General features: G+C 66.8%; 12 protein-coding genes. 4 read left to right on the top strand and 8 right to left on the bottom strand.

What is annotated here, in order from left to right; all coding sequences use genetic code 11:
* Window positions 1–9: 9 nt before the first annotated feature.
* Entirely contained in the window at window positions 10–882 is an 873-nt protein-coding gene (gluQRS, locus tag P9255_RS23875) for a tRNA glutamyl-Q(34) synthetase GluQRS (protein WP_309765235.1), read from the top strand.
* Window positions 883–924: 42 nt separating this feature from the next.
* Here the strand turns inward: gluQRS and P9255_RS23870 are convergent, their stop codons facing one another.
* The 4 genes from P9255_RS23870 to purT all read right to left on the bottom strand — a co-directional run bounded on the left by P9255_RS23870 (window position 925) and on the right by purT (window position 4658).
* Window positions 925–2415: a DEAD/DEAH box helicase gene (locus P9255_RS23870; RefSeq protein WP_309790525.1), complete on the bottom strand. Its 1491-nt coding sequence runs from the start codon at window positions 2413–2415 to the stop codon at window positions 925–927.
* Window positions 2416–2849: 434 nt separating this feature from the next.
* On the bottom strand, window positions 2850–3215 hold the full coding sequence (locus tag P9255_RS23865; protein WP_309765237.1) for an MliC family protein: 366 nt from the start codon (window positions 3213–3215) through the stop codon (window positions 2850–2852).
* Entirely contained in the window at window positions 3212–3382 is a 171-nt protein-coding gene (locus P9255_RS23860) for a DUF6726 family protein (RefSeq protein ID WP_309765238.1), read from the bottom strand. Before P9255_RS23860 ends, P9255_RS23865 begins: the two co-directional genes overlap by 4 nt.
* Before the next feature lie 28 nt (window positions 3383–3410).
* Window positions 3411–4658 carry a formate-dependent phosphoribosylglycinamide formyltransferase gene (gene purT / locus P9255_RS23855; RefSeq protein WP_309765239.1) on the bottom strand — a complete coding sequence of 416 codons (1248 nt, stop codon included), beginning with the start codon at window positions 4656–4658 and terminating at the stop codon, window positions 3411–3413.
* Between the two features lie 273 nt (window positions 4659–4931).
* Here purT and P9255_RS23850 point away from each other — a divergent pair, with 273 nt between their 5' ends.
* Window positions 4932–5492, top strand: a complete 561-nt coding sequence (locus P9255_RS23850; RefSeq protein ID WP_309765240.1) for an META domain-containing protein — start codon at window positions 4932–4934, stop codon at window positions 5490–5492.
* 160 nt (window positions 5493–5652) lie between these two features.
* Window positions 5653–9681, top strand: a complete 4029-nt coding sequence (locus P9255_RS23845) for a DNA translocase FtsK (RefSeq protein WP_309790524.1) — start codon at window positions 5653–5655, stop codon at window positions 9679–9681.
* A 14-nt stretch (window positions 9682–9695) separates the two neighbouring features.
* Here the strand turns inward: P9255_RS23845 and P9255_RS23840 are convergent, their stop codons facing one another.
* The 3 genes from P9255_RS23840 to P9255_RS23830 form a co-directional block, all read right to left on the bottom strand.
* Window positions 9696–10769 (bottom strand): transporter, encoded by a 1074-nt coding sequence (locus P9255_RS23840; protein ID WP_309765242.1) that lies wholly within the window; start codon window positions 10767–10769, stop codon window positions 9696–9698.
* A gap of 67 nt (window positions 10770–10836) precedes the next feature.
* Entirely contained in the window at window positions 10837–11400 is a 564-nt protein-coding gene (locus P9255_RS23835) for an antimicrobial peptide resistance and lipid A acylation PagP (RefSeq protein ID WP_309765243.1), read from the bottom strand.
* 62 nt (window positions 11401–11462) lie between these two features.
* Window positions 11463–12755 carry a lactonase family protein gene (locus tag P9255_RS23830; protein ID WP_404980404.1) on the bottom strand — a complete coding sequence of 431 codons (1293 nt, stop codon included), beginning with the start codon at window positions 12753–12755 and terminating at the stop codon, window positions 11463–11465.
* A gap of 201 nt (window positions 12756–12956) precedes the next feature.
* Between P9255_RS23830 and P9255_RS23825 the strand changes: the two genes are divergently transcribed.
* Window positions 12957–13109 (top strand): DUF3096 domain-containing protein, encoded by a 153-nt coding sequence (locus P9255_RS23825; RefSeq protein ID WP_309765244.1) that lies wholly within the window; start codon window positions 12957–12959, stop codon window positions 13107–13109.
* A 153-nt stretch (window positions 13110–13262) separates the two neighbouring features.
* On the opposite strand, the gene P9255_RS23820 is transcribed toward P9255_RS23825, so the two are convergent.
* Complete coding sequence (locus P9255_RS23820; protein ID WP_309765245.1) at window positions 13263–13511, bottom strand: hypothetical protein; 249 nt, start codon at window positions 13509–13511, stop codon at window positions 13263–13265.
* Window positions 13512–13595 lie beyond the last annotated feature (84 nt).

Raw genomic sequence — 13595 nt, 5'->3', positions numbered from 1 at the left:
CGCCCGTACATGACTTATCGCGGCCGCTTCGCGCCCTCGCCGACCGGCCCGCTGCACGCGGGATCGCTCGTGAGTGCGCTCGCGAGTTATCTCGATGCACGCGCCCACGGCGGAAGGTGGATCGTGCGGATCGAGGATGTCGACGCACCGCGAACCGTGCCCGGCGCCGCCGCCGATATCCTCGCGACGCTCGGCGCTTTCGGCATGCATTCCGACGAGCCGCCCGTGTGGCAGAGCCAGCGTGATACGGCCTACGCCCACGCGTTCGACGCATTGCAGGCGGCCGGTCACGTTTATCCCTGCGGCTGTACGCGTCGCGAGATCGCCGATTCCCTCGTGCATGCTCATGCGCGCCATGCGACGCTGGCCTATCCGGGAACGTGCCGTGCCGGTTTGCACGGCCGCCCCGCGCGCGCGTGGCGCTTGCGCGTTCCGGACGGAGACGCCGCGTGCATTGCCTTCGCGGATCGCTGGCAAGGGCCGCAAGCGCAGAATCTGGCGACGGAAGTCGGCGATTTCGCGCTGAAGCGCGCGGACGGCTTGTGGGCGTATCAACTTGCCGTCGTCGTCGACGATGCGGAGGCGGGCATCACGCACATCGTGCGCGGCGCGGACCTGCTCGATTCGACCGCGCGCCAGATCTATCTTCAGCGATGCCTCGGCGTGCCGACGCCGTCGTACCTGCATGTGCCGGTGCTCAACAACGAGGCCGGCGAAAAGCTCAGCAAGCAGACCGGCGCGACGCCGCTGAATCGCGACGCCCCGCTCGATGCGCTCTTGCAGGCGGCGTGCCATCTGGGCATCGACGCGTCGTCGGCCTCTTCCCTCGATGCTTTCTACGCCGCCGCGACAGATCAATGGGCGCGCCGCTTCGGGCGGTAAAAGAAAAACGGCAGCCGTAAAAGGCTGCCGTTTTCGCTTCGATCAGGACGTCTTTCGCGGCATCCCGAGACCCCCGAGCAACGCCGCGAGCGGCTGCTTCGACGCGCTCTTGCGCTCGGGTTCGGGCGATTCTTCCTGCCGCTTCATCGCCGACGGCGACGGCTCATACGGCTTCAGGAAGAATTCGTCGATGGGCTGCTGACGCCCGCGCGGCCGGTCGTACGAACCGGATCCGGACGAAGTGCGCCGGCGCGATCCCGCCTCCTCCCGCCCGCCATGACGATGCTCCGTGCGCTCGCCGCGCGGCGGACGCTCGTCGCGCCGTGCGCCCTCGCGCCGCACCGGTGCGGTCACATGAAGCGTCTGCACCTCGAGCGGACGCTTGATGAGCTTTTCGATGTCCGCGAGTTGCTTGCGCTCGTTGGCGCTGCACAGCGACAGCGCATCGCCCGATGCGCCCGCGCGCCCCGTGCGGCCGATGCGGTGCACGTAGTCCTCGGCGTTGAACGGCAGATCGAAGTTGATCACCGCCGGCAGTTCGGCGATATCGAGGCCGCGCGCCGCGACATCGGTGGCGACGAGCGCCTCGACCTCACCGCGCTTGAAGGCGTCGAGCGCCTGCATCCGTTCGCTTTGCGAGCGGTCGCCGTGGATGGCGGTCGCCACGATGCCGTCGCGCTCCAGCACGCGCGCAAGCCGGCTCGCGCCGATCTTGCTGTTGCAGAACACGATGACCTGCTTCAGTTCCCGCTCGCGGATGATCTGGGCCACCGCGCCGGATTTATCACTCTCGTGCACCTCGTAGACGATCTGGCGCACGTTGGCGTTGGTCGAATTGCTGCGCGCGACTTCGATCGTCTGCGGGTTGCGCAGATACGTCGAAGCGAGCTTCTTGATTTCCGGCGAAAAGGTCGCCGAGAAGAGCAGCGTCTGACGTTCCTTCGGCAGCAAATTCAGGATGCGCTGCAGGTCGGGCAGAAAGCCCATGTCGAGCATGCGGTCGGCTTCGTCGAGCACGAGCATCTGGACCTGGCCGAGATTCAGCGTCTTTTGCTGTACGTGGTCGAGCAGGCGGCCCGGCGTCGCGATCAGGATTTCGACGCCGCGCCGCAACGCCTCCGACTGCGGGTTCATGTCGACGCCGCCGAAAACGACCGTGCTGCGCAGCGGCGTGTGCTTCGAGTACGTCTGCACGTTGGCGGCCACCTGATCGGCGAGCTCGCGGGTCGGCGTCAGCATCAGCGCGCGGACCGGATGGCGAGCCGGCGAAGCGCTCGTGTTCGCCATCGGCAAGAGGCGCTGGATGATGGGCAGCGAGAAGCTCGCGGTCTTGCCGGTGCCGGTCTGAGCCGCGCCCATCACGTCTCGGCCCGCGAGGACGACGGGGATGGCTTTAGCCTGGATCGGCGTGGGCGTGGTATAGCCGGACTCGCTCACCGCCCTGAGAATGTCGGCGGACAGGCCGAACTGGTCGAACGTGAGCGCGGCCGCGGCTTCTTCGGTGGGCGTGTTTGTGGCGACGGAATCAGACATGGTGACTATCTTGGCTTTCGCTAAAGGTCCGCTCGATGCGGCGCGCGTAACGGATGGCTCGGGTGCTTCGGATGATTCGAATGGTCCAGCCGGTCACGCGTGAATGTTTCGATGACGCGGAAAAGGTCCGCGACGTAATGGGCAAGAGATTAGGCGCCCGGTGTGCGCTTGTCGCAATCGGCAGGCCGCCCGGTGCGTCGCGCGTCGCGCCTTCGCTGCCGCGCGACGAATCCTTCGATGGAACACCGCTTCGACCACCGCTTACACCACCCTCTCGCGACGACGGATGGATGCCCGCCATAGCGGTCTTCGGGCGCTCTTTGCCCGCCCGGCGCTGCACGCGATCCACCCGCCATCGCTGCGGCCCGGTCATTGCCGGAAAACCGTGCATTGTAGCACCGCCCCCGGGAGCGCTCCGCCGCGGGGCGTTCCGCCTATCTTGGCCGCGCGTGGCAATCCGCGAGCAGCGGAGGCGAGTCTTTCGGGGCGGTTTCGTCGTAGAGATTCGCTTGCGGACCCTTGGTCCACCAGACGAACCGGTCGGCGACGTACCTTGCCCCTGAACCCGCCATGACGCTCACGAACAACAGCTTGCGACCATCGACGGTCAGCGCGGCGAAGCTCTGCCGGTTGCGCGTGTTCGTGTACTGCACGGACACGGTCTTGCCGTCCTTGCAGTCATAGCGCGTGGCTTGCGTCGATTCCGCCTGGATCTGCGGGACCGTCAGCGGCATCGCGAACGCGGATTGCATGGCCATGGCGGCCATCGTGAATGCGAGAAACGTTTTCATGCTAATCATGGATCGATGACTTCCGCGCAAACGTCGGTCGGCGCAGCTGCGACATGGCCGACCACCGGCACGATCTTCAGCCCCGCCGATACGATCCTGCACGGCGCGGCCGCGAGTCCGCAGCCCGACAGTCCCACGCACGCCGCGACGAGCGCGGCCAGCCCCAAGCGTTTCACCCTGGCCTCCTGTCGACGGACGATGCCGTCACTTCGTTGAAACCGGCCGCACCTTCGATGCCGCCAGTTTCGCCCGCTCACGCGCCTCGCCGATGTCGACGCCGGTCGCGACCGCCACGCCCATGCGGCGCTTCGCGAAGCTCTCGGGCTTGCCGAAGAGGCGCAAGTCCGCGCCCGGCACCGCCAGCGCGTCGCGCACGCCCTCGAACGCGATGCCCGCTTCGTCGATGCCGCCATAGATCACCGCCGACGCGCCGGGCGCGCTCAGCGACGTATCGACGGGCAAGCCGAGAATGGCGCGCGCATGCAATTCGAACTCGGAAAAGCGCTGCGTCGCGAGCGTGACGAGGCCGGTATCGTGCGGGCGCGGGCTGACTTCGGAGAACCAGACGTCGTCCCCGCGCACGAAAAGTTCGACGCCGAAAAGCCCGCGGCCGCCAAGCGCCGTCGTGACCTTCGCGGCGACGTCGCGCGCCTTCGCAAGCGCGGCGGGACTCATGGGCTGCGGCTGCCACGATTCGACGTAATCGCCCGCTACCTGCACGTGCCCGATCGGCTCGCAGAAGAAGGTCTGCGTCTCGCCGCTCGCGGGATCGGCGGCGCGCACGGTGAGTTGCGTGATCTCGTACTCGAAGTCGATGAAACCCTCGACGATGACCCGCCCGTGGTTCACACGTCCGCCCGCCATCGCATGATTCCAGGCCGGTTCGATGTCCGCCTCGCTCCGAAGCACGGACTGTCCCTTGCCCGACGACGACATCACCGGCTTCACGACGCACGGATAGCCGATTGTCGCGATCGCCGCCTTCATTTCGTCGAGCGATTGCGCGAACGCATACGGCGAAGTCGGCAGGCCGAGCGTTTCGGCGGCAAGACGGCGAATGCCTTCGCGGTTCATCGTGAGCTGCGTGGCGCGCGCCGTCGGGATGACGGCCGCGGCGCCCGAGGCTTCGATTTCAGCGAGCGCGTCGGTAGCAATCGCCTCGATCTCCGGCACGATCAGATGCGGCCGCTCCTTGTCAACGAGCGCGCGCAAGGCGGCGGGATCGGTCATGTCGATCACGTGCGCGCGATGCGCGACCTGATGACCCGGTGCATTCGGGTATCGGTCTACCGCGATCACTTCGACGCCCAGGCGCTGCAGCGCGATGATCACTTCCTTGCCCAGCTCGCCGGCGCCGAGCAGCATCACACGCGTGGCGCGGGAAGAAAGCGGCGTGCCGATCGACGATGCAAAATCTCTTGCTACGTTCTGTCCGGCCTGGTCCGTCTGCATGCGTGCTCCAATGGAATCGGGTTGTGCGTCGGTATTCGAAGGCGTGCGCGAGCCCATCGAGAACCGGTTGGCGGCGATGTTAACACGCACCGTCCGCGCGCTCCCTTCTGCCGTCCGGCATATTGACAAGCCGTATTGACTCGCGCCCGTAGCCGGAATTCCCGGGTGCGTCGCCGAGAATCGGGCCATTGATCGTTTTCTTGCACGTCGACGCTGGACAAACCACAGGACGCGTGCGGTACCCTTACGCTTTCGCCAGCCTCAGGATCATCGATGTCCTCGCATTTGCCCCGCGCACCGCTTTCGCTCTCCTCATGGTCGTCGACGAAACTCCTGTCGCGCTGCACCGGCGCGGCGCTCGTCGTGGCGAGCCTCCTCGGCGGATGCGCCATGCCGAATCATCCCGACGCGAGCGCGCCGCCCACCGATCCCTACAATCCCGCCGCAACCCAGTTGCTCGACGACACGCAATGGGAACTCACCGCCTGGACCGACGCGAACGGCCAGCCGCGCACGCTTCCTAACGCCGGGCCAGGCGGGCAGCCGATCACGCTTTCCTTCTCGACCGAAAGCGGCCGCCGGCGCGCGAGCGGGTTCTCCGGCTGCAATCGCTACACCGGCGCGTACGATCTGAAAGACGGCAAGCTGAGCTTCGGCCCGCTTGCCGCCACGCGCATGGCCTGCCCGTCGCAGGCTATCGGCGCGCTGGAGCAGCCTTATCTCGACGGCCTCGCGCACGTCGCGAAGAGCGGCGTCCAGATGAACCCGCCGCCATCGCTGCAGTTGACGTTCGAGAACGGCCAGGTGCTCACCTTCGCACGACGCGCCCCATGAGCGCGGCCTGCCCCAATGCTGTTGCGCGCTCACGCCATCGCGCGTCGCGTTTAGTCGCGACCCGTTAAACTGCTCGATCGATACGCCTGGCCCGCTCGCACGACGCGTGCTGCCGGGCAGCAGTTCCATCCGTCTCACCCAACCTTGGTTCATCCTTAGCATGCACACGGTAGTTCTCGGCTGGTTCGGTGCATCAGTCGTCTGGTTCCTTGCGCTTCTCTGGCGCGTCGTCAAATCGGTGATGCCGGGCGGTGCGGGCCTGCGTGGTCCCGGCACGATCCGGCTGTGGCTCGGCTTCTTCTGCGTGCTGCTGTCGAGCGCGACGCTCGAGGGGGCGCTCGCCGGCGCGATGGAAGCGCAGGAGAACGTCAATCGCGGCGGGCGGGCGCTTGCAAGCGGGCTGGCTGGCATCGCGCAGCCTGCGGGGGCTATCGCCGTGGCCGCGCTGGTGCTTCTCGTCAGTCTTCCGTGGCTCGTCAACTTCAGCTGGCGTTCGGTGCTCCGCTGGGTCGAAGAGGCGTTCGGCTTCGGCCTGCCGCAGAGCTGGACCACGCCGTCCGAGGAACCCGAGCGCGAGACGCGTCCGCGCGATCAGGCGGGCGCGAAGTCGAAGTCGAAGTCGAAGCTCGGGAAGATGCGCTGGCGGGAACGCCGCACGCGCGAACCGGCGGGCGGGAGATACGCCGTGCGGGGTATCGGCGGAGAACATTTCGATGCGATGAGCCTGCGCACGGCGCACGACGAGTTGACGCTCGGCATGTCGTCGGGGAACCGCAGCGGGCGTTATCAGCGGCCGACCGTGTGGCGTCCGCCTTCGACCGGCAAGCGCACGACGAGGCGCGCGGAAATTGCTGCGGGGAACATCGCCGCGACGGCGGAAGCGTACTCGAAGCGCCCTGCGTTCGAACGCGCGGGCGCGGCGGCGCCGGCGGCCTTCGTCGAACCGGTCGCGCCGGACGGATGGCTCAATTCGCTGTCGACGTCGGCGGCCGCGCTCGGGTCGTCGAAGTCGGCTGACAAGGCGACGGCGCGTGGCGCCGTGGGACCTTCGCTCTCGGCTGCATCGGCTCGTTCGGCTGCTTCGGCCGCTTCGGTTGCTCCGGCTGCTGCGGTCGATCGAACGTCATTCGCGCCTGCTCGCGCGCCGTTGCCGTCGAAAGCCTCGCTGTCGACGAGCACGAGCGCCGTGGCTCCGCCGCGGACCGCCGCCGCGCCCTCGCCGTCGCCGATGTCGCGCGGCATTGCGAAGCGCGCGTCGCCGGCCGACGTGACGCGAAGCACCGCTGCCCGCGACGTGCGTGTGCAGCCTTTCGCCGCGCCGGCTTTTTCTCGCGCTCCGGCGCCGTCGAAGCCGCCGCCGCCGCCCGAAGCGATTCAGGCGACCTTGCGTTCCATCGAAGAAAACGCGGCGCTCTGGACATCGCTTGCCGGGGCGAGTCTCGCTCGCGATCATGAAGCGCAAACGCTGCCCGAGAACGGAACGGCTGCAGGCGGCTTTCCTGCATCCGCCCTGCCCTCTTCGCTTCGTCGAGACGACGCGGAGCAAGATGCGTCGGCCGCTGCGCCTCAGTCGATCGCGACCGTTGTCCCGGAAGCGGTTCGCGCGCCGGCGGTTGACCGTTTGTCGGAGCCTTCGGTGCAGGTGCTCGCGGGTTCGGTCTCGGATAACGATCATTCCTGGATTGCGGCTCCGAGCGCCGCCAACGACGACGGACGAGCGTTGAATATCGACGCATCGCCGGTGCAGGATTCGCGGCAAGCGTCGAACTCGGCAGCGGATGCCGTTTCCAATGCCACCGCGGCGAGTGCAGTCCAGGCGCGGCCGTTCGAGGCGGCCACGAGTGCGACAGAGCCGTCGTCTGACGACGATGCAACACCCACCGCTGACGAAGCATCGATGACCGCGCGCATCGAAGCGGATGCAGCAGCATCCACGTCCGCGCCCGACGCCGCCGAAATGGAAGCGCAACCGGCAGCGACCGAAGTCCCGCACGGCCCGGCCTCGCAGCGGCCCTCGGATGCTTCCGCGCCTGCGCTTTCCCACCTGCCATCGGCAGCGGGTACGAACGAGCACGATTCGATGCTCGACCCGGCCGAACTTCAGCAGCAGCCGGCGACGACCGCGCAGGCTGCGCGACCGCCCGCGTTCGAATCGCCGATCAGCGCGGCGCAGCGGCCAACTGAAATCGACGCGCCCGTCGCGCGAGCAATCCCGGTCGCAAGAGCCGCCGATGACGAGCCGATGCAACCCGAAGCGCCCGGCACGGCACGAGATTCCATCGCCCCGCCGCTTTCGGCCGCCGCACCTTTCGCGCCGGTTGCTATCGCGGTATCCGCGAACGACCACCCGCGCGAACCCGCATGGCCGCCAGCGCTCCCGCCCGCGTCGCCGCTGCTGCGGGCCGAACCGTCGGCATTCGAACCTGCGGACTATTCCCACGACGCCGCCGCCCCGGTTCTCCCGCCTCCGTTCCCCGAGTCGCTGCCGGATCGGACGCCGACGCCGCCCTGGTCCGACGACACTCCGTTCGTCCCGCCAGCGGCTGCGACTTCGACGGCACGCGCCGAGTCGCCGCAAGCGCCGCAGCAGTCAGCCCGCGAAACGCCCCCCATCGCCATCGAACGCCCCGCGCCTGCCGCCGAACCGCGTCAGCCCGTGCGCGGCTTCGCCGGCGCCGCGTTCGAGTTTCACGCGCCGCAAGCATCGGCAGTGGAATTGCCGACGCTCGACCTGCTCGAACCCGCGTCCGACGAAGTCGAGCCCGTCTCCGAGGAGCGCCTCGCCGATACGGGCCAGCTGATCGAGCAGCGCCTGCAGGAGTTCAAGGTGCCGGTGACGGTCGTCGGCGCGTCGGCGGGCCCGGTCATCACGCGCTTCGAAGTCGAACCGGCGCTCGGCGTGCGCGGCAGCCAGATCGTCGGCCTGATGAAAGACCTGTCGCGCGGGCTCGGCCTCACGTCCATCCGCGTCGTCGAAACCATTCCCGGCAAGACCTGCATGGGCCTCGAGTTGCCGAACGGGAAACGCCAGATGATCCGCCTGTCGGAGATTCTCGAGCAGGACGTGTATCGCTCGTCGAAGTCCAATCTGACGATTGCGATGGGCAAGGACATCGTCGGCAATCCGGTCGTCACCGATCTCGCGAAAGCGCCGCACATGCTGGTCGCCGGCACGACGGGTTCGGGCAAGTCGGTCGCGATCAACGCGATGATCCTCTCGCTGCTCTACAAGGCGAAGCCCGAGGACGTGCGCCTCATCATGATCGATCCGAAGATGCTGGAGCTCTCCGTCTACGAGGGCATTCCGCATCTGCTCGCGCCCGTCGTCACCGACATGAAGCTCGCCTCCAACGCGCTCAACTGGTGCGTCGGCGAGATGGAAAAGCGCTACCGGCTGATGTCGGCGGTCGGCGTGCGCAATCTGCAGGGCTTCAATCAGAAGGTGCGCAATACGGAGGCCGCGGGCAAGAAGCTCACGAATCCGTTCTCGCTGACGCCCGATGCGCCCGAGCCGCTGTCGACGCTGCCGCTGATCGTCGTCGTCATCGACGAGCTCGCCGATCTGATGATGGTCGCCGGCAAGCAGATCGAGCAGTTGATCGCGCGGCTCGCGCAGAAGGCGCGCGCGGCGGGCATCCACCTGATTCTCGCGACGCAGCGTCCTTCGGTGGATGTCATCACCGGCCTCATCAAGGCGAACATTCCGACGCGCGTGGCCTTTCAGGTGTCGTCGAAAATCGATTCGCGCACGATCCTCGACCAGATGGGCGCCGAATCGCTGCTCGGCGCGGGCGACATGTTGTTCCTGCCGCCCGGCACCGGCTATCCGCAGCGCGTGCACGGCGCGTTCGTCGCGGACGACGAAGTGCATCGCGTGGTCGAGTATCTGAAGCAGTTCGGCGAGCCGGAATACGAGGAAGGCATCCTGTCCGGGCCGACGGCGGAAGGCGGGTCGCAGGACCTGTTCGGCGAATCGCCGGACGCCGAAGCCGATCCGCTCTACGACGAAGCCGTCGCGTTCGTCGTGCGCACGCGGCGCGCATCGATTTCGTCGGTGCAGCGTCAGTTGCGCATCGGTTATAACCGCGCCGCGCGGCTCGTGGAACAGATGGAAGCCGCCGGACTGGTCTCGCCGATGGGCACGAACGGCAATCGCGAAGTGCTCGCGCCGCCCGGCCCCGGCGAGTGAGCGTCAGGCCGTCGTCACCATAGGCGGAGCTTGCGCAACAGCAGGATCGTGATGGCGGCGCACCCCGCCATCACACCGATCACGATCCAGAACGAATGGGGATCGTGCGTGCCGGGCAAGCCGGCCACGTTCATGCCGAAGATGCCCGTCACGAGCGTGGCGGGCAGCAGCAACGCCGACATGATCGCGAGCCACAGCAGCTTGCGGTTGATGTCCTCGGAAAGCTGCGCCGCGATCTCATCCTGCAGCAGCTTCGCGCGTTCATAGAGCCCTTCGAGTCCGCCGCCCAGTCCGTTGAGCACCTGAATGGCTTGCACGAGCGCTTCCATCGAACGCGGTTCGGCCCATTCGAGGCGGCGCGTGACCAGCTGCGTGAGGGCGTTGCGCTCCGGGTCGATAAAGCGCTTCACCTCCACCAGACGCCGCCGCACGTCGCCCAGCTGCGCGCGCCAGTTCGCGTGACTGTTTTCCAGCACGCCCTCTTCGACGTCGTCGAGACGATCGCCGATTTCGTCGATGCGGTCCACGAAAGTCTCGTTCAGCGCGCGAATCAGCCCGGCGAACAGATCGACGGTATCGCGGAACGTCGCGCCTTCGAGGACCGCGTGACGCAGCCGGTCGGTCGATTGCAGCGGACGGGCACGCACGGTGATCATCCGATGGCGATCGACGTAGAAGCGCAGCGCGCCGGTCGCGCGATTGTCCTCGCGCGCGCCGGGCGTCGCCGCTTGCGGCGCGGCGGCGACCAGTTCGAGATCCGCGACCACGCCGTACATGAAGTTCGCGCCCATATGCACGCGCGGCCGCCGGTCCTCGCCGTTCAGGAATTCGCGCGCCACGTCGGGCATCGCGGTGACGCCTTCGAGCCAGCTCTCGACGGTATCGTCGTTGGCTGAGAGATGCAGCCACGTGAGACCGTCGCCGGCGACGGCACGACGCGCTTCGTCCCACGAAAGCCGGATCGCATCGCCGCCCGCGAAGTCGAACGCGCTGATGAAGCCGGGCGGAGCCGGATCGTTTCGGCCGGTGCTCGTGCTCGTGCTCGCGCGGGTGCGCAGGGTCCCGTCGGGGTTGCGGATGGTATCCAATCTTGCTTCTGCCTTTCAATGCGATTGACGATGGCGGCACCAGATCGCGCGCCGCTGCGGCATCGTACTAAAACTCGTAGCGGCCGAAGAAGAACGCGACATCGCCATCATTGAGTCCGGGAATGCGCGGAATGAACGTTCCCATGAACGATGTCCGCCGATAGCGCAGCGACGCCACCGGAAACGCGAGCGGCAGTGGCAGGTAGTGCGCGACATCGCTGCGCGCGGTGAAGCCCGCGAAGAAACCGCCGCCGACCTGCAATCCACCGAGCACGGGGTTGGTGTACCACTGACGCGCGTAGCCGACGATCGGCTCGAAGTTGTGGTGCGAGTCGGAGAACGCCATCGCGAAGAGCAGGTCTTCGTTGCCGTTCGCATCGACCCAATGCTTGCCCGCGCCGCCGCCCCATGACCACGGATTGAGCTCGTTGCGATTCGTGTAGCCGTCGATATGCCAGCCATAACCCGTCACGTACAGATCCCAGGTGCCGTCGCGCGCGACGCGCATCACGCGCTCGCATGCCGACGACAACCAGTCGCGCTTGTAGTCGCACTGAGCTTCGCCGGCATGCGCCGCGCATGACAGACTCAGCAAGGAAACCGTGACCGCCTTGACCGCTGTTTTTGTCATCGTGAGTGGGCTGCCTGGCTAGTCGAAATCCGGCGCTGCTGAATCCGGTACGGCGCTTCGCGTCACGACGGCGAGACGAACTTGAAATCCACCGGAGAGCCGATCGACAGCCGCTTCGGGTCCGACGCGAGTTCGCCCGTCGCCGGATCGCGCCGGAAAAAGAACGCGTTGTCGCTCTCCTGATTGCCGACGACGAGCCAGCGCCCGCCCGGCTCGATCGCGAATTCGCGCGGCGTCTTGCCGAGCGTCGGGTAACGCTTCAGCAGCTTCAGACGCCCGTTCGCCGGATTGACCGCGAACGCGACGAGCTCGTTGGCGTCACCCCGGTTCGTCGCGTAGAGGAAGCGCCCGTCTGGCGACAGATGCAGCGCGCCGCCGCCGACCTTGCCCTTGAAACCCGGCGCGGTCATCGGCAGCGATTGCGTTTCCGTCAGTTTGCCGTCGGCGTAATCGAAGACGAGGACCGACGCGTTCATCTCGGTCGTCAGATAGGCGTGCTTGCCGCTCGCATCGAAGATCAAATGGCGCGGACCGGCGCCGGCCTTCACCGGCGTGTAGCGCGAACCGGTCGGCCCGAACAGGCCACGGCTGCCATCAGGGGTGTAGCGATAACCGTAGACCTTGTCGACGCCGAGGTCCTGCGCGAAGAGATATTTGCCATCGGGCGAGAACACGGTCGAATGGACGTGCGAGTTGTCCTGCCGGCCCTTCACCGGCCCGCTGCCTTCGTGATGCACCGTCAGCACGGACGCGCCGACGTGCCCGTCCGAGGCCAGCGGAAAGACGGCGAAGCTGCCGCCGGGATTGGCCGCAACCGAATAGTTCGCGGTGAGGAGATACTTGCCGTCGGGCGAGATCGCGAGATAGCACGGATCGTTGCCATCCGCCGACACGCGATTGAGGAAGCTCAGCTGCCCGCTCGCGCGATCGAAACGGAACGCGCTGACGCCGCCGCGCTGCGACGCGGGACCGTTGTCGCCGGGAAGCTCGTTGACCGCATAGACATAGTTGTTGTCGCGGCTGACGACGAGGTACGAGGGATTCACCGTCTGCGCCGATGCGATGCGCGTCAGTTCGCCGTTGCCCGCATCGAACCGATAGACGTAAATGCCTTCGCTCTTGCCTGAGCCGGTGTACGTGCCGATAAGCAGGTCATAGACTTCGCTCGTCGCCGCATTCGACGCGCCACTGCCCGCCGAGGCCGGCGCGGGTGCACCGGGCGTCTGTGCGAAGGCGTGCGCGGCGGCGAGCGAGAGCATCAACGCGACGCCTTTGCACCAGCGCAGCTTCGGCGCGGGCTGGCGCGCAGCTTGCAAAGACGCGTTCGTCGCGGCGCGGGAATGGATCGGTTGCATGGAACCTCCTCGTCGTCTATTTGCTGCTTGTTATCAAGGGCGGGTGCCGGCCGGAAAGCTCGGCGCAACGGGCACGGCGGGCGCTTGGGGCCTGCGGGCGCTGTCCGGCAGCAAGTTGCGGACCGCACGCGCCGACCGCGAGCGACACACCGAGAGACCGAGAGACCGCACCACTCGAACGAACAAAAAGGAGCTGACGCGATGAACATCCACCTGAGCCTCGGGCCGCTCGTTTCGCTGATCGCCGGCATTCTCATCCTCGTGATGCCGCGGCTGCTCAATTTCATCGTGGCGATCTATCTGATCGTCATCGGGCTGATCGGCTTGTTCGGTTCGGGTTCGGCCCATCTATAGCACACGTTGCCTTGTGACGCCGATTCACGCCGACGGTTCCGCGCGCACGTCTTTCCTTCGGACTGAAAGCGAAAACGCACGCGTGCGGAATCGACCCGCACGCGTGCGTTGTTCTGAGGAGCCGCCTGTCTCCGACAGCGGCCAGACGTTCAATCAGCCGTTCGCGAGCTGATCGAGCCGCAAGCGGCCTTGCAGCGACAACGCGCCGACCGCCACGCCGCTTGCGCCGAAGCTATAGCGGTTGAAGCATCCTCGCTCGGTGAGAAAAATCGCGGTGGTGTCCATCGCGTTGCGGGACAGGCCGAGCCGTTTGTGATCGAGCGCAAGCAGGGCGTCGCTGTCGCGCACGCCGCTTGCGGCGGAAAGAATGGCGATGCAGTCAGCTTTCGACGGATTGAGCATGGGTGTCTGTTCCTCGAAACGCGTGCAACGATGAAGAGAAGGCGCTACGCGCCTTACATGAACTTTCATTCAAACATCAGGCGA

This window comes from Caballeronia sp. LZ019 (genome assembly GCF_031450825.1).
Lineage (GTDB): Bacteria > Pseudomonadota > Gammaproteobacteria > Burkholderiales > Burkholderiaceae > Caballeronia.
The sequence above is the reverse complement of the archived record's forward strand: the minus strand, read 5'-3'. Positions and strand labels throughout refer to the sequence as shown.